At 52.1% G+C, this 17,502-nt stretch carries 12 protein-coding genes; 4 read left to right on the top strand and 8 right to left on the bottom strand.

Translation table 11 applies throughout. The features are described from left to right. The first annotated feature begins 16 nt into the window (after positions 1-16). Genes B3Q33_RS16265 through B3Q33_RS16250 form a run of 4 tightly spaced genes read left to right on the top strand, consistent with a single transcriptional unit; the run spans position 17 to position 5,487 of the window. Positions 17-1,567: a long-chain-fatty-acid--CoA ligase gene (locus tag B3Q33_RS16265; RefSeq protein WP_035248742.1), complete on the top strand. Its 1,551-nt coding sequence runs from the start codon at positions 17-19 to the stop codon at positions 1,565-1,567. Positions 1,568-1,614: 47 nt separating this feature from the next. After that, positions 1,615-2,775 (top strand): acyl-CoA dehydrogenase family protein, encoded by a 1,161-nt coding sequence (locus B3Q33_RS16260; protein ID WP_007150215.1) that lies wholly within the window; start codon positions 1,615-1,617, stop codon positions 2,773-2,775. Between the two features lie 8 nt (positions 2,776-2,783). After that, on the top strand, positions 2,784-3,899 hold the full coding sequence (locus tag B3Q33_RS16255) for an acyl-CoA dehydrogenase family protein (protein WP_035248740.1): 1,116 nt from the start codon (positions 2,784-2,786) through the stop codon (positions 3,897-3,899). Then, positions 3,886-5,487, top strand: a complete 1,602-nt coding sequence (locus B3Q33_RS16250; protein WP_035248738.1) for a GMC family oxidoreductase — start codon at positions 3,886-3,888, stop codon at positions 5,485-5,487. The genes B3Q33_RS16255 and B3Q33_RS16250 overlap by 14 nt, the downstream gene beginning before the upstream one ends. A 146-nt stretch (positions 5,488-5,633) precedes the next feature. Here the strand turns inward: B3Q33_RS16250 and B3Q33_RS16245 are convergent, their stop codons facing one another. The 8 genes from B3Q33_RS16245 to B3Q33_RS16210 all read right to left on the bottom strand — a co-directional run bounded on the left by B3Q33_RS16245 (position 5,634) and on the right by B3Q33_RS16210 (position 17,499). Further along, complete coding sequence (locus B3Q33_RS16245) at positions 5,634-6,518, bottom strand: metal-dependent hydrolase (protein WP_007149555.1); 885 nt, start codon at positions 6,516-6,518, stop codon at positions 5,634-5,636. Positions 6,519-6,559: 41 nt separating this feature from the next. Further along, a complete protein-coding gene (locus B3Q33_RS16240; RefSeq protein ID WP_273009694.1) occupies positions 6,560-7,426 on the bottom strand; it encodes an SDR family NAD(P)-dependent oxidoreductase in 867 nt (288 codons plus the stop codon). Beyond that, positions 7,423-8,949 carry a flavin-containing monooxygenase gene (locus tag B3Q33_RS16235; protein WP_273009696.1) on the bottom strand — a complete coding sequence of 509 codons (1,527 nt, stop codon included), beginning with the start codon at positions 8,947-8,949 and terminating at the stop codon, positions 7,423-7,425. The genes B3Q33_RS16240 and B3Q33_RS16235 overlap by 4 nt, the downstream gene beginning before the upstream one ends. Further along, a complete protein-coding gene (locus B3Q33_RS16230) occupies positions 8,946-9,902 on the bottom strand; it encodes an alpha/beta fold hydrolase (RefSeq protein ID WP_273009697.1) in 957 nt (318 codons plus the stop codon). The genes B3Q33_RS16235 and B3Q33_RS16230 overlap by 4 nt, the downstream gene beginning before the upstream one ends. A gap of 186 nt (positions 9,903-10,088) precedes the next feature. Then, entirely contained in the window at positions 10,089-13,169 is a 3,081-nt protein-coding gene (locus B3Q33_RS16225) for an Ig-like domain-containing protein (RefSeq protein ID WP_273009699.1), read from the bottom strand. Between the two features lie 34 nt (positions 13,170-13,203). After that, positions 13,204-14,565, bottom strand: coding sequence for an OmpP1/FadL family transporter (locus tag B3Q33_RS16220; protein ID WP_273009701.1), 1,362 nt, complete (start codon positions 14,563-14,565; stop codon positions 13,204-13,206). 334 nt (positions 14,566-14,899) lie between these two features. Then, the gene (locus tag B3Q33_RS16215; RefSeq protein WP_273009702.1) at positions 14,900-16,543 is read right to left on the bottom strand and encodes a flavin-containing monooxygenase; all 1,644 of its coding nucleotides are present in this window, start codon (positions 16,541-16,543) and stop codon (positions 14,900-14,902) included. Beyond that, positions 16,540-17,499 (bottom strand): alpha/beta hydrolase, encoded by a 960-nt coding sequence (locus B3Q33_RS16210; protein ID WP_273009704.1) that lies wholly within the window; start codon positions 17,497-17,499, stop codon positions 16,540-16,542. Before B3Q33_RS16210 ends, B3Q33_RS16215 begins: the two co-directional genes overlap by 4 nt. Between the last annotated feature and the right edge of the window lie 3 nt (positions 17,500-17,502).

The following is a 17,502-nucleotide window of genomic DNA, read 5'->3' as shown; positions in this document are numbered from 1 at the left end:
ATAGAGGAGTTCTGTTATGTATATTTCACAGACTTTGCGCCGTGCGGTTCAATTAAACGGCCAAGGTACGGCTACCGTTTTTGCTGGTCGGCGGCAAACCTGGCGAGAGTTTGAAGACCGTATCGCATGCCTTGCTAACGGGTTGCTAAGTCTGGGCGTCAATGCGGGTGACAGGGTTGCCATACTGGCATTAAACAGCGATCGCTACCTGGAGTATTTCTATGCAGTGCCGTGGGCCGGTGCGGCAGTGAATCCCGTCAATATTCGGCTCGCACCACCTGAAATCGCCTATACCTTGAATGACTCAGGTTCTAAAGTGCTTTTCGTTGATGACACCTTTGCAGCATTGCTGCCATCCCTACAGCCACAGCTTGAGTCTATCAAGCATGTTGTCTTCATGGGTGAGGGTGAGTGTCCACAAGGGTGTATTGATTATGAATCCCTTGTCGCCAACGCCGATCGAATCCGTGACGCCAATGCTGGCGGTGACGATCTGGCGGGGCTGTTTTATACCGGTGGTACCACTGGGCGGTCAAAAGGCGTGATGCTGAGTCATGACAACCTGGTATTCAATGCCCTAAACGTGGTTGCCGAGATGGGCTATGACAGTGACACCATATATATGCATGCCGGGCCCATGTTCCACTTGGCTGATATGGCCAGCACGTTTGCCGTGACACTGGCTGCGGGGACACATGGCATTGTTCCTCGCTTTGATGTTGATGAAGTGCTGGCTTTCATTGAGCAGGAGAAAGTCACGAACACCCTGTTGGTGCCGACCATGGTCAATCTTCTAGCCTCATCTGGGCGCATCGCCAATTACGATGTCAGCAGCATAAAACGCATGCTGTATGGCGCCTCGCCAATGCCAGAGGCGGTATTGATTAGTGCTATGGAACAAATGCCGACAGTGTCATTTGCTCAGGGCTATGGCCAGACCGAAGCCTCCCCAATCATTACCTCACTCGGGCCAGAACATCACATTCCCGGCGGAGAAAAATTACGTAGCGCCGGTCGCGCAGCACTGGGTGTGGAGGTGGTGGTGCTTGATGAAAATGATCAGGTGGTATCTCAAGGTACGGTTGGCGAAATATGTGCGCGGGGACCAAACGTCATGTTGGGTTACTGGGGAATGGAATCAACAACCGCTGATACCTTGCGCAATGGTTGGCTACATACCGGCGACCTTGGCTACATGGACGAGGATGGATTTGTCTTCATCGTTGATCGAGCCAAGGACATGGTAATCAGCGGTGGAGAAAATATTTTCTCTGTTGAAGTTGAAGGTGCCATTTATAGCCATCCTGCGGTACAGGAGTGCGCGGTAATTGGTATTCCCGATGAACGCTGGGGTGAAGCTGTGCATGCAATCGTGGTGCTGCGTGAAGGAGAGCACGCCAGTGAGGCAGAGATTATCGAACATTGCCGTGAAAGAATTGCAGGTTACAAAGTGCCTCGTAGCGTTGATTTTAAGGCAGAGTCGTTGCCGGTGAGTGGGGCAGGTAAGGTGCTGAAAAACGAACTGCGAGCCCCCTTTTGGGAGAGCAACGGTAAACAGGTTAATTGAGTAATTGATGACCTTGTATTGCGAAATTTATTGGCTTGGAGGCTTCCATGAATCTGGATTTCAGTAATGACGAAAAAGAATTTCGTAAGAGTATCCGGCAGTGGATGAAGGAAAATGTGCCTGATGATATTCGGCGCTGTACTGCCCGAGGAGCGATGCCAGACAAGAATATGCAGCAACGATGGGAGCGTTTGCTGGGCAGTCAAGGTTGGCTCACGTCTACTTGGCCAGAACAATTTGGTGGCCCAGGGTGGAGCGCAACCCAGCGGTATATTTTCGATCAGGAACGCGCCTCGGCAGGGGCTCCGCCAACAAGTCCTTTTGGTGTGGCCATGGTTGGGCCGGTGTTATATACCTTTGGTTCTGAAGCACAGAAGGAACGGTGGTTGCCCGGCATTCAGCGTGGCGAAACGCTATGGTGCCAAGGTTATTCTGAGCCCAATGCGGGCTCAGATCTGGCCTCGTTAAAAACGCGAGCCACGCGTAATGGCGACCATTATTTGGTTAATGGTCAAAAAATCTGGACGACACAGGCCCATTGGGCAGACATGATGTTTTGCTTGGTGCGAACGGATAGCACCGTGAAACAGCAGCAGGGTATTTCATTCCTGCTGATCGATATGAAAACCCCCGGGCTTGAAGTACGGCCGATTTATTCAATTGATGGGCATCATCACCTTAACGAAGTCTATTTTACCGACGTGAAAGTGCCTGTGGAAAATTTGGTGGGTCAAGAAGGAATGGGGTGGACCATTGCCAAGTTTCTTCTTACCCACGAACGCACCACCATTGCCGGTGTGGCGGATATTCACTACGAAATCAATCGCCTTAAAAGTGCTATCGATGCGCTACCAACGGAAACAGATAAGCAGTTGGCGGTGCGTCGGTTGGCTGGCTTGGAAGTCGATCTTATGGCACTGGAATACACCAACTTTCGCACCGTTGCTGCCACAGATGAAGGCAAGCCGTTCGGCCCAGAATCGTCAGGACTGAAAATCAAAGGCACGGAACTACAGCAAAGGGTTTCCCAAGCGATGGTGGAAATCGGAGGTTTGATGTCTTTGCCATGGGATAACGAGGAGCCCATTGGGGAGCAAATTTTTAATCAGGCCAGTCGCCGCTATAACTTCCTGCGTGCGTGCACCATCTATGGTGGATCTAACGAGATCCAGAAAAACGTGTTGGCGAAGATGTTGCTCGGATTGTGAGGTGAAAAATGGATTTCAAGTTACCCGAAAATACCACCATGATTGCGGATACCGCGCGCCGTTATCTTAAAGACAACTATTCATTTGACACCTACATTGCACAGTTGAATGAGAGTAATCACCTTGAAGCGAATCGCTGGCAGGCCATGAATGATTTGGGTTGGTTTGGCCTTCCGTTTGCTGAATCTGTTGGAGGGTATGGCGGCTCATTGCTTGACGTGTGCGCCATTGTTCAGGAGTTAGGAGCCGCGCTTTGTCTTGACCCTTTTGTCGATTTAATTGTTTCCCCCGGCAAGTTATTGGAGTTCGCCAATACGCCAACATCCTTGGCGTTGCTTGATCGCATTATTGCTGGTGAGGCACGTGTGGCTTGCGGTCTTTATGACCGGCATGCCGGTTATCACGTGCTGAACCCTTCCTTGAGGCTAAACGGAGAACGACTTTCCGGGCAGAAGCACGTTGTGTCTGATGGTGGCGTTGCAGACGCCGTGCTCGTCTCCGCTATGTCTGGTGATGAGTTGGTCATTGTCGCGCTACCTTTCGACGCCTGTGACGTTGAAAGATATCGACTGCTCGATGGAAGCCGTGCTGCCAGTTTGACGCTTGATGATGTGCTCATCACAGACGAAATGGTTTTGTGTCGTGGTGATGCGGCAAAGCAAGCGGTTTCTGCCTGGTTCGATTATCTGTGCGCATTGGACTGCGCACGTATGTACGGCGCCTGCCGAGAGGTGTATCAGGCCACTCTGGAATACGCTCGAACGCGTAAACAGTTTGGTAGAACGATTGGCAGTTTTCAGGTAATCCAGCACTACCTTGTTGATGCGTTTATTGATCTCCAGCAGCTGGAATCCATGCTCTTGATGGTGTCAGTAAAAGGAGAGAGCGCAAACGTCGGTGAGCGCGGGCGCGCGACAGCGGCGGCAAAGGCTTACTACGCAAACCGGGCCGTTGGTATCACTCAGCAAGGTATCCAGATCCATGGTGGCGTTGGTGTTACGGAAGAGCTGAACATTGGCCATTACTTCCGTCTGGTGACACATGCATCATTGAGTCATGGCGACCGAGAGCACCACATGTCACGGTTTATTCAGGCGGGGGAGAAGCAAAATGAAGTCGTTTGATTTTATCGTCGTGGGGGCGGGCTCTTCGGGCTGTGTTCTTGCCAACCGGTTAAGCGAGTGCGGCAAGTATTCCGTTTGTCTTATTGAGGCCGGCCCCCACGATAATAGCGGTTTTATTAATATTCCGTTTGGACTCATCGGTCTAATTAAACAAGGAAAGCGAAACTGGGGCTACGACACCGCGCCACAAAGTCACCTTAATAAAAGGCGCCTCTACTGGCCGCGAGGAAAAACACTGGGGGGCAGCAGCTCAATCAATGCCATGGTCTACATTCGAGGCCAACAACAAGACTATGATGACTGGGCAGCGCAAGGCGCAACAGGGTGGGCGTGGAAAGATGTGCAGCCGGTATTCAATGCACATGAAAACAATGAACAATACTCCGCTGACAATTGGCATGGTGTGGGTGGGCCACTGAATGTTACCCGAGTCAGGGATGTTAACCCGTTAACCCCGCTGTTTATTAAGTCCGGTGAAGAGCTGGGTTATACCCGAAACGATGATTTTAACGGGCCGGAACAGAAAGGCTTTGGCCGGTTTCAGGTAACACAAAAAGAAGGGCGCCGGTGGAGTGCCGCGCGTGCTTTCCTGGATCCTGCACGTGGCCGCGATAACTTGCACATCATGACGGATGTGCAGGTAACCAAGGTGTTACTGGATTGCGGCAGGGCGATTGGCGTCGAAATTTGTGATAGTGATGGTGCTCAATCGGTCATTCGTACGAACAAAGAAGTCATCCTGTCCGGTGGGGCGATCAATACCCCTCAGTTGCTGATGTTGTCGGGTATTGGAGAGCGAGAGCACCTATCGAAAATCGGCATCACCTGTTTGCAAGACTCGCCGGAAGTTGGGGAGAACCTTCAAGATCACCTTGATATGACCGTCATGATCAAGGACAAAAGCCGTCAATCAATCGGCATGTCACCGTTTTTTATACCTCGGCTGATTAGTGCCTTCTACCAGTATTTTCGTCATCGGCGCGGCTTTCTTGCCAGTAACGCGGCGGAAGCAGGGGCTTTTGTCAGCCTGCTCAGCGAGCCGGATCGTCCGGATGCTCAGCTACACTTTTTACCGGCTTATCTTCGAGATCATGGACGTCAGTTGACGCCAGGGTTTGGTTGTACGATTCATGTGTGCCAACTCAGGCCTAAGAGTCGAGGACAGATTCGATTGGCCAATAGCGATCCATTTGCTGCGCCTTTGATAGACCCAAACTATCTTTCTCATCCTGACGATATTCTTGTGCTCCGTGAAGGCGTGAAACTAGCCAGAAAAGTGTTTCACAGTCATTCTTTCAGCTCTGCTTTTGGCGGTGATGACGAACCGGCTTCCAGCGTGGAGAGTGATGACCAGATTGACGCGGATATTCGCCAGCGCGCTGAAACAATCTACCATCCCGTCGGCACTTGCCGAATGGGTAGTGATGAAAAAGCGGTGGTGGATGTCCGTCTGCGGGTAAACGGTGTGAAGGGGTTGCGTGTCGCCGATGCCTCGATCATGCCACTGTTGATCAGTGGTAATACGAACGCGCCATGTATGATGATTGGCGAGCGAGCGGCACAATTCATTCTAGAGGATGCGCAATAAAGATCGGCTAGAGAAAAGCTATGATAAAAGGTGTAATGCCGGAGTTGCATGGAAGCAATTCCGGCATTTTTTTGTGTGTCTTCTAGCAAACGGTGGTGACAGAGTCGTCAACTATTCAGAGGTTCCCTAAACCCCCTTGAGCATTATTATGCCGCCGGATTGCTATACAGCTCATGCAGTTGGCCACCTTCAGCGAACAACTTCTCACGCCACAGTTTTTCCAGCCCTTTGGTGTCATGTTGATCAGGGTGGAAATCCGGCTGAATGAACTCAGGAAGGCGCGAAAGGATTTGCGATACAAACCCGTTACGACCTAGCAAAATATTCAGACCTTTAACATTATCGCTGATGTTGCCGAGCTGGCCGTCTTTGACAAGCATCCAGCTCCAGGTGATGCCCAGCATCGGCAGCAAGACGACCATCGAGGCGAGGGCTGCAGCCACGCGCTCTGTACGGCTGTTACCAATAAGCTCATATACGTCGTAGGCAACAGATTTGTGTTCCAGCTCTTCGAGCGCATGCCACTGCCATATTTTGAGCATTTCAGGGTCTGCCTGGCGTACAAAATTCTCGTCTTCAAGTAGCTGCTCGGCGAGAAGCGCAGTAAAGTGCTCCATAAACGTGGTGGCGGCTAGCCGAGTGCTCGGCGGCAACTTCTCTAGTATGGCCAAGCCAATTTTGACAAACCGATCTGGCGACTGCATGTCATAGCCGTACTCGGCGAGAATCTGGTTCAGCCTGTCGTGCTCTCGTCCGTGAATGGCCTCCTGCCCCATGAAGCCCGATATGGCCGCCCGTAGAGATTCGTCCTTAACCTGACCACGAAAGTGTCTAACGGACTCCATGAAATAGCGTTCACCAGGTGGGAAAAAACCGGAGAGCATGGCAAAGAAAGTCGTTGCTGTGGCATTTCCAGCATAAAAATACTTTGGAATGGAATCCGGAAATTGAAAATTGATATGACGCGGTGGAATGCCCACCAGCGCGCCGCTGAGTTTCTTAATGCTTTTTACCGTATTAGACGAGCGCATATCGCCTCCAATCAATAATGTGATAGTTAAAGAGAAAAATGTCAGGCCATGCCCTGATGCGTTTTTTTATTTTTGCTGCTTTGCTGTTTTTTAAACATAATTTCAAGCAAGCGTTGGTAGCCTGTGGGTATCAGTCTCTGTGTGGTGTCCAGCATGACCGCGTCACCGCCTACCAAAACTCTTCGCCGGTTTTTCCGCACGCCTTTCAGGATGGTTCTAGCGGCAGCTTCGGGTGTGGTCATGGCAATTTTTTCGAACATGCTGGCAATCTCTTCTTTGTCGCCCATGTTCATGCTGCCCATGTCTCCCATGCGACTATTACGCGCGATGTTGGTCTTTACTCCACCTGGATGAACGCAAGTCGCGCTGACAAGGCCGCCCGCGATATCCAGCTCTTCACGTAATGATTCTGTAAATCCGCGAACAGCAAATTTTGCGGCGTTGTAGGCTGACTGGGTTGGAACACCGATAATGCCGAAAACGCTGGAGATGTTGACGATATGGCCTTCACCTATTTTCTGGAGATGGGGAAGAAATGCCTTTGTACCGTATACGACACCCCAGAAATTGATATCCATCAGCCATTCAAAGTTTTCATAGCTCATGTTCTCGACGGTCTCACCCAGTCCCACACCGGCATTGTTCATGATGAGATTTACTTTTCCGTGTGTTGATACGGTATCTTCCGCGTATTGATAAACCGCATTTTTGTTGCTGACATCAACAACATGAGTGCTGATGTTGACGGCGTAGCCTGCCAGTAATTCGACCGTCTTCTCTAGGCTTTCTTCGCTGATATCAGAGATCGCTAAGTGGCAGCCTTCTTTTGCTAGAGCAATCGCCGTGGCTTGCCCGATGCCCGACCCGGCGCCAGTGATCGCCGCGACTTTTCCTGAAAATGATTTCATCGTTGCGCCTCTATATTGAGTGTGTTGCTCAGAAGTTTTTGGACGAGATTGCGTTTCGTTTTATGTAGGTTTGTCGTTTCGAATTTAAGGTGGCCATCATTCATTTTTCCATAACGAAGCGCCGGCAGGTCGTGAAGATAATCGTTGAGGTTTTGCCAAGGATCTTTGTTGCCTTGGCGTGGCAGGCGGTCATCAGCACGTTGAATGTAGCCAGAGCGAAGGTTGAGAAAGTTGACATCAGAGCCACACCCTTCCTCGTCGATAGGGGTCACCTTTTCTGCGCCTGTCTTGCGCATATGCTTGAGAAGCCGACAAACAAATTCGGAGGCAATATCTGCCTTGAGGGTCCAGGACGCGTTGGTATAGCCAAAGACCAGTGCCATATTAGGCACTTTTTCCAGCATTAAGCCTTTGTACATCATGGTGTTTGAGAGATTGACGTGCGTACCATCAACACGTAGCTCTGCGCCGCCCAACATTTGCAAATCCAGACCGGTAGCTGTGACGATAATATCGGCAGGTATCCAATCCCCAGATTCCAGTTTTATACCGGTTTTGGTGACATTTTTTATATGATCCGTCACCACGGAAGCCTTGCCTTCACGAAGCACCTTGAACAGATCCCCCTTGGGAACTGCGCACATTCGTTCCTCCCATGGGTTGTAGTGAGGTTGAAAATGCTTCATGTCGATATCCGGCCCCAGTTGTTTGCGAGCAGCGGCCAGCAGTAATCTGCGGATCGCTTTGGGCTTACGAATCGATAGGTTAAATACGGTTCTCTGCAGCAGGATATTGCGTGTGCGCGCCAAGCGGTAAACAAGCATTTCTGGCAGTACTCGGCGCAGGTTTTTCGAGATGAGATCTTGCTCAGGGACGGAGGCAACATAAGTAGGGGAGCGCTGTAACATGGTGACATGCGCAGCGCGGTCGGTCATCGCGGGCACCAGTGTTACGGCGGTGGCGCCGCTGCCGATCACGACAACTCGCTTACCCGTATAATCGTAGTTATCTGGCCAGTGCTGCGGGTGAATTACGTCGCCGCCAAAGCGATTGATTCCAGGAATTTTCGGTGTGTAGCCGGCGTCATAGTTATAATAACCGGTACAGTTGAGGACAAACCCAGCGGTGAAAACTTCTTCTTCACCGGTTTCCTCGTTCAACGCGGTAACCGTCCAGCGATTGAATTCGCTGCTCCAGTCCTCGGCAGTGACTTTCAGGCCAAAATGAATTTTCTTGTGGACCTGATGATGCTCAGCGGTTTCTTCAATGTACTTGCGAATAGAGGGGCCATCGGCAAGCATCTTGGTGTCTGTCCAAGGCCGAAAGTTATAGCCGAGTGTGAACATATCGGAGTCCGAACGGATGCCGGGATAGCGAAATAGATCCCAGGTACCGCCAACGCGTTTGCGTCGCTCGAGGATGCCATAGCGTAGATGTGGGCACTTGCGGCTCAGGTGGCAAGCTGCACCAACGCCGGAAAGGCCAGCGCCAATGATCAGCACGTCGAGATGCTTATGTTTCATGATGTAAATCTCCGGTCAGAGGAGCGTATGTGAATAAATTTCGGGTTAAGGCGCTGAAGAAAATCCAGCACAGCTCCGGTAAAGATGCTGTTGCGATCACCCGCTACCATATGACCCGCTTGATTGATCACTCGGTACTTGGCATGTGGCACGAGGGCTAACAATTCCTGGGCCCCCTCTTCGCTGAGCACGTCACTGTGATGACCACGGATCAGTAATATTGGTAGTTCTAGGCTCTTAGCAGCGCGATTGAGCCGCGTGCGACCGAACATGCTTTCATCTGCTTCAGGAATTACCGCATGATCAAGAAAAGCCGGATCCCAGTGCCAGTGGAGGCGGCCGTTAGCGTCCTGACGCAGATTTCTTCGCAGTCCCTGAGAATTTGCAGGCGCTTTTCGTGCTGGGTTATAGGCAGCGACAGCATCTTGGACCTGCTCGAGCGAGTCGAATCCGTCATGGTGGCGACGCATAAACTCAATAACACGGCGAACACCGTTGCGTTCTAGACGGGGGGCTACGTCCACCAGTACCAAGCCTTGGCAGGTGAGGGAGGGCTCCTCTCCAAGTGCGAGCATGGCGGTGAGGCCGCCCATTGATGCACCGACGATATAAGGGGATGAGGGAAGAGACTGAATGATGCTGCGGAGATCTGATATCAAAGCAGTGGCGCTGTAATCCCCTTTGGGGCACCACTGGCTTTCACCATGACCCCTGGCGTCTATGGTCGTTGCGCAGTATCCCGCCCTTGCCATTACGTTTGCCGTGTGCGCCCAGGCATGACGTGTCTGTCCGCCGCCATGTAGCAGTAGCACCTGCGGTGACTTTGGATCTCCGAACCGGGTTGCACTAAGAACCAACCCCCCTTTTCCGTGGAACTGTATGTTCCTGCCAGTTTGCGTGGGGCTGCTTGAAGCACTCCGGTCAAGCGTTGTGGGACTATCGTGATGATGCATTATTAGATGCGCTTTTGTTTGGCCAAACAACCAAATATTAACGTTTCATGTATAAAAAGGGAAGTGCTGCTTGAGGAAATTATCGCTGGGTTGTCTGGCTGACGAATTCCTTGTAGGGGCATGACCTACCATAAAAAAGCCCCCATTAAAGGGGGCGTAAATGTGCATATGCACGAGGGGTGTGCGTTAAAAATCTTTTACAGGCAAAAAGGTAAAAGTAAGGTCCACGCCGAGGGGCGGTACCTCCAATTCGACACCGGCCAAACCTATGCCAAACAGATCAATGTTGGCTGGTATGACGAGAGGGTCAGGGTTGCGAACTTTTAGAATCAGGCGACCATCGTCAACAAAACGTAGCGGCCCTTCCAGGGTGACTCCGGTTATTTTTTTACTGCGGATGTCATGCCCAAGTTCAATGAGTAGTCGTGGTTCCAGTTCTGGTGCATCCACCATGAGATCAAACGTGGTGCTAAACCAGGGGCCATCAGGGGTTCGGGTGATATAGCCAGTAATGGGCTGATTATTTTCATATGCCAGGCGAAGCACCAGGGGGCCGGTGTCTAACGGTATCGTGATTAATCCCAGTGCACGGGCTTCCAGAAACACACTCGTCGTTGGGAGAACAGTGGGGAAGACTTTGGCAATGACGGCGCCGGTGACTTCATTTGATGTCATTGGGTCGCTGTCGATGAGGCGTCGGTTGATGGTGATATCCGACTCATACTGGCTTACCCCGGCTTGCAAGGCGCCTGAGGCGACGAAGGCAAACTTGTTTTCTGGGCAGTCGTCGCCTATACCACAGCCAATGTTGGCATTGGTTATTACACCTGATCGGCTTTTGAGTTGAAGTTTCAGGTAATTGGCGGAGGCAGTTGCTCCGCCATTGCCATCAGGTACGGCGCCTTGCTCATTGTCATCGAGACTGAGATTCGCGTTGACATCCGCTACAGGTAGTGACCGTAATGATACGCGGGTAATCCTGTCCTCTTCTCCTGTTACCACAAAGTGATTGGTCAGGTCCGGACCTCCTTGTCTAAGGCCAGGCGCTGTGGAGCTGGACTGAGAAATTTGCCGTGTTTGCAGAGGGGCTCCATCATTTGAACATATGGCGTTGACTCCACAGTTCGGCGCTCCTTCCTCGGAGTGCAGGGTATAACGGTAAAGGTCACCAACCCGCCAGGGACTGTTCGGTAAAAATTCGATTCGCTGTGCAAGTACTTTATGGCGACCATTGACGGGCTGCCATACGTTATTAACGGTATCGAAGTGTTCAACAACAAACGTATTGTTATTGACCGTGTTGCTGTCGATGCTGCGGCTGAAGATAACCCGGAGACTAAAGTCCTTGAACAGGTTCGGTACGGGATAAAGCGGGTCAGTATTTTTTCCTCCCACGCATCGACCGTTTCGCCAGTTTTCGCGTTGCCCGGTCAGCACAGCCCCGGTCAGCGCGCAGGGGTATCCGGGGAAAACAGCGGAGACAAGTGGTGCACGTAATTCATTGGCGTTGTCATTGGGAAGGGTGAATTCCGGAAGACGAATGTCGAGGGTTCGATCCTGGTTAAGCGGATTGCCTTGCGTATCTCGAAGCAGGCTGGTCAGGGTCACCTGGATGTCTTTTCCGTGTTGAAGAATGTCCCCTCCGATCAAGACGGTGGCGCCATCATGTCTCATCGGGTAGGTCTGTGTTATGCCATCGACTGAGACTTGCAATGCCCCGTCGAGAAATACAGAAGCAGGGTCCAGGGGCTTATTGAAGTTCAGAATAACAGGATCACCGGGACGGGCATTGGGTTGGAAGGTTTGTCCTGGTGCCCAAGACTGAAGTTGTAAAGGGCGCGTATCCTGGGTTGGTGATGGCGCCTGACGTTGGTTCTCATAGGCTTCCATGCGGAATGAGAGCAAGCCTGATGCCTTCTCCAAGCCCAGCACCTCGGGTTCGACCACGCTGACCGCATCCAGCACTAATATGCCATCTTTAACAACGGCTAACCCGGCCACCTGCACATTTAGCAGGTTCTGGCTGAGAGCTGCGTTCGACTCCTGCCCTTCTGCGGTCATTGCCGCGTCCATATTAAGCAGAGCATAACGAGGGACAGACGAAGAATCGCTGAATGGATTGGGGATCAGATATCCATTGGCGTCACTGAGCAGAGTGATGGTGACTTCACCCGTCTCGAGGCCGGACGGTATTTCGCCTAGAATATTGACGTCCACAGGAGAACCGTTGAGGACGGAGCCGGCGGGCACCCGCAGTGGCACGGCACCTGGAAAATTCGGTGCAAATCCCAGATCGGCTGCAAGATTTCCGCTCAACCCGGTAAATGACTTGTCGCCTAGTACAAAGGATTGTACGGGCACCTGGTTGATCGGGTTGCCGGTTAATGTTGAGGTCAATTCAGGTTGTTCAACACCAAGGCTGCCTACCTTGAGGATTGATGTCGCGCGGGGAAGTGTTGAGTCAGGAATAAAAGTACGCTCGTATTGCGGTAATAAAGCACCGGAGGTTTGGGCTCGCAGCCCGGTAATAGTCAGTGTGTGTTCTACCGGTTTCAGATCCCGGGCGGGGTCAAGTGTCAGATATCGGCCCTGCAGGAACATGGATGCGGGAACCAGTTTGCCCAGATTGTCACGAAGCTGCACAGATCCGCTTTCACCATATTCTATGCTCGTCGGGTCCAGCGTTTGATTGAACGACATTCTGAAGGTGCTCATGTCGTTGGAGCGGCTGGCATCATCAATCGAGTCAAGCAATGATGGCTGGTCCAGAGGGGTAGCTGAGAGGAGCCTGAAAGAGCCACTTCCCATGGCTTCCGATGCGCCCGCCTGGTTGCCAGCGGTACGAAATTGCACGCGGGCCAGGGAGTCTTTATCAATGGCCCCCAAACCATCGCCGATGACAACTAGCTGGTACGTTTGTGTGGGAAGCAGACGAGATTGAGGGCGCAGAATCAGCCCCCTGCCGTTGTCTACTACCTGATAGTCAACAATGACAGTACTGTCATCCATATTGCTGACCAACTGTAGGCGCGCCTCAATATCATCCATTACCGTTTGATCAAGAACGGAAGAAAAACGCAGAACCACAGGCGCGGTGGGTGGTACTTCTGTCTGGCCGGGATAAGGGTAGGAAAAAATCAGTGTATCCGGAGTGCTCCATTGATTGGTCACATCGCCCTGATCGCCACCGCAGCCCGTCAGCTGGGCTGCTATCACTATTGTCACGCTAATAAACAGTTTGCGAATTATATGTTGTTTTTTATTCATTGCTCTTCTCCAGGTATTAATCGCATTTATGCTGTTAAAATTTCAGCGACAGGGAGGAAGAAAATACGTTTATTTCACCATCGGCCCTTACGGTTTCAAAAGGTGCCGGGTCGGTGGGAGCGTTAATGGAGGTTAATTCGAAATCAGCCTCATCCAGCATCTGATACTGGTAAGCGAAGGCAACCTCCAGCGGCATGTTAATCACCGGGGCACTGGCTATACGATAACTTGCGCCTAGCCCGAAAACTTTTTTATCTGTGTCCAGATAATTGACGTCCTGGGAGCGGGTGGACTTTAAGGGTGACTCCTCCAAGGCTGCGCCAGCAAAGAGCTTCATGGATTCCGACCACTGATAACTGATGCCAATACGGGGGATAGTGATGTCGTCAAACGCCAGATTGGCCTGGTCGCGAACAGTGTCACTCGCAAACTCGCGTCCAAGCGCAGACCATTTGTGCTGCTCGATGCCTGCCGTCAGTTCGAATTGTCCTACTGGAAGCAAAAAGGCCGCACCGAGAACCTCGGGCTGATAAGTGTCGATTGTACTCAGTGCCAGACTCAGACCTGGTTCGGGTATAACCCCTGGCACAACCACATTGGCATCGACTGAAACTTCGTAACTACTTTCACCGCGCCAAAATAGTGCGAATTCCAACTTGTCCATGCCGAAAGGCATGCACTGACTGGTACCGCAAAAAAATTCGCCAGAGCGGATGTTGATTCCCAGGGCCGGCGATAGTGACGGAGATGCTTCGAGAGAAAGCTTTTCTGAATCAGTGTTGCCGCCAAGGTCGGAGACTGTTTCCAGGTTTGCTTTGGCTTCCAGTGTCAGGCGCGCAGATGCGCCGACGTCGACTCCTCTCAGGATATTACTAATAGCACCACCAAACGCGAGATAAAGTGGCTGAGATTCATAGCGTAGAAACTGCCCTTTCTGGCTGGTATTGGCCTGATAGGGCAATAGGTTGGATGTGTATTGGTCTACACCCACGTTCAGGCCAAAGTAAATGGGCTTGTCGATGCTGGAAATGCCGGCGACGCGGCTTTTGAAGCCGATTAATAATAGTTCGGAACTGGTGTCAGAGAGGATATCATTCTCTCGCTCCAAAGGGTCTGTTCCTCCCAGTGATTTAGCACGTAATTCCTGGTCGCCATACTGCACAATGACTCCCAGTTCGCCCTCCGGGGAGCGGGCCATGGCGGCCGGGTTGTAGTACACCGACCAGCTGTTGGATGCAAAAGGACTGAATGCCAAGGCAGTGCCGGCATTCATCGGGCCTAGCCCATAAGTGCTCGCTCCGTCGCCAGCACCGCCAATGGCCAAGCCGGGTGAGAGCAATGCTGTAGTGCACGTGAAGAAAAGGAGAGGTAACCGTTTTGTTTTTTTTGCAGACATTTCAGGCTCCTAAAGGGGGCTGTTCTGGTTATAGATGGTGAGTTGTTCTGATTTTCTGTTTGTTTGGTTAAACAACCAATATTGGTCTCAGGCTTAGCTGTCTGTGTCCATGACTGTAATGACGTTGTGCTCTGGCGCTCCGGTAATGTCACACATTAATGCGTGACGCCCAGTCGTCGTCTATGACGAGATGCCGTGTTCTGTTGCTGACCAGGCATGGGTTATCGAGTGGTATAACGCCTCCTGGGCAGCGCTAAAGCGCACGGTCAACTGGATCTGGAGAGCTCTGCTGGCGTGACATGTACAAGCAGGCTCCACACTTTCTCTGGCACAGTCACTGAGAATTGTTATCTGTTTGTTTTGCCGGAATGCCCTTCCCTGGCAGCTGGGGATGTGGCTCACAGGCTTGTCTCCCGCCGTCGTGTCTGCTGGGAGTGTGCCCGGCCAGTACACTGAATCGGTAGTGATCCATCGGTAAATGCTTGGCTCGCCACAGCATTTCCAGAGAGGTAGAGGGCCGCAGCATTGGCGCATCACCATGATGGTCGAAGTAATAACTGTTCGACAGCGCGCAGTTGTGGTTAAGGAACACGGTGTTTTGCTGGCGTTTCTGGATATTGCGGAAATACGCGTCATGGACGGACTGACGTATTTCCACTTGGCTGGCTCCACGTCGGTTGGCTTCGCGAATACAGCGAGAGAGGTGGATGGCATTCCCTTCGACCATCTTGAAGTAAGAGGTGCCGATAAGGGCATAGGGACCGAGCATGATGTAAAAGTTCGGGTAGCCCGGAATGGTCAACCCTTCATAGGCCTGGTAACGGTAGTCATGCCAGAAATCGCCCAAATTGATGTTGTTGCTGCCGATGACGTCGAACGAGGGAATATTTCCTTTCTCGAAGGTTTTGTAACCGGTGGCGAGGATCAAGGTATCGATACGCCGTGAGCGGCCGTCCTGGGTGGTGATGCCGCGGGACGTAATACGCTTGATCGGGGTCGTGACAAGCTCAACGTTGTTTCGGGCAAAGGTTCGGAAATAGTCGTTGGAAAACGTTGGCCTTTTGCACCCGAAGCCGTATTTCGGTGTCAGTGCTTGCCACAGGTCCTGGCGGTTGGGCAGCTGTTCGCGCAGGTTGTTTATGCCCGCCTTTTCACACATGCGAACCAGCCAGGGGGCCTGCCGGTAATATATTGCGGAAAGCACCATCAGGGTTTCGCTGACGGTGTCGGTAGCGCCGCGAAGGCTGCGTTGCAAGCCCGGTACGGTTCGGAACAATACCTTGAGCCAGCCAGGCAGAGTCTGATCCGGCTTCTTCAGCACCCAGATGGGGGTGCGCTGGTAGACGTCAAGTTGACGAGCCTGGCGGGCAATTTTCGGAATCAGTTGCACTGCAGTGGCGCCAGTGCCTATTACCGCTACTCGCTTGTCACTAAGATCAAGGTCATCTGGCCAGCGTGCAGTGTGAATGACATTGCCCTGGAACGTATCAAGCCCTTCAATATCTGGCATCTTGGGTGATATCAAACCGCCACAGGCCGAGACAATATGGCGTGCACTAAGTCGCCTGCCATCCGTAAGATCGATCAACCAGACATGGCTGTCGAGATCAAAACGGGCGCTAGCGACTTCGACACCAAAGCGAATCAGTGGGTAGATGCCATACTTGCTTGTTACCTGTCTTGTATACTGGTAAAGCTCGTTTCCCGGCGCAAAAACGCGAGACCAATTTGCGTTTTGTTCGAAGGAAAATGAATAGGTAAACGAGGTAATGTCGACAGCGATTCCCGGATAACGGTTGTCGCGCCAGGTTCCTCCCACATCCTTGCTTCGCTCAAGGATCAAGATATCTTTGATGCCATCGGCACGCAGCTGGATTGCCGCACCAATTCCAGAAATTCCCGCGCCGATGATAATGACTTCATGATCAGGAGTAACGCTGGGGCGAGGGTTATGGATTGCAACAGCAGCCATATTCATGATGCAACCTCAACTATGGCGCTATCGCTAGCATTGACCGTTTGGGATGGGGCTTTGCCGACGTTATTGCTGGTCAGATACTTTCCCAGAATTCGGACGATGGTAGGGAAGTCCTGCTTTGCCTCTGGTAGCAAAAAGGTGAATACGGGCCACACGTGCGGCATATCATCGCGCTCCAGAACCTGCACGGGCACCCCCGCATCTCGCGCGCATTGTGCTGCTGCATGGGTATCGTCGCGCAGACACTCTTCGCTACTGACAGTGAAAAGTAGAGGGGGCAAGCCGGTGAAATCCGCGGTGATTGGTGAGGCATACGGGTGAGCGGGGTCCGCGCCGGCCAGATAGATATCCGTTGCCACCTCAATCATGCCATGGGAAAGCATGGTATCGCTGTCGCTATTCGCCTGTCTGGACATCAGGGTGCCTCGCGCATCCGATGCCGGCGAAATGGCGAGGGCGCAAGCCGGCATTTTCAGCAGCTGATCACGGGCACGCAGCAATGTGACTAACGTCAGGTTGCCTCCCGCAGAGTCTCCCGCAATGACCACAGGGCGAGGGTCTGCGATCAGTTCACGATACACATTAAAGGCGTCATCCGTTGCTGCCGGGAAGGGGTGCTCAGGGGCTAGTCGGTAATCCGGAAGAAAGACCCGCGCATTCATTGAGTGAGCCAGGCGCCCACAAAAGTGATGATAGGTATCAAGTCGGCCGCCTATAAACGCGCCACCATGCAGGTAGAGAATTGTTGTTTTGGGGTCGGCGGTACTAAGCCAGTGGCCTGATATTCCAGCAACTTTGCTTCGCTGCAACCGTATTCCACGTGGCAGTAGTGAGGGTGCCAAAGGCGCGTTCATTACTCTGCGCAGGTGTCTTACCAGTTTGTCCGGGTCGTGTATGTCGCGCTTGACCCCAGCGCGAAGAAGAAACTTCATGATGTTTGCGGGAATGGAGGCCATATC

Source organism: Alcanivorax sp. UBA3183, from assembly GCF_002364155.1.
Classification (GTDB): Bacteria; Pseudomonadota; Gammaproteobacteria; order Pseudomonadales; family Alcanivoracaceae; genus Alcanivorax; species Alcanivorax jadensis.
Note: the sequence above shows the minus strand (reverse complement) of the source record. Positions and strands in the feature narration are given on the sequence as shown.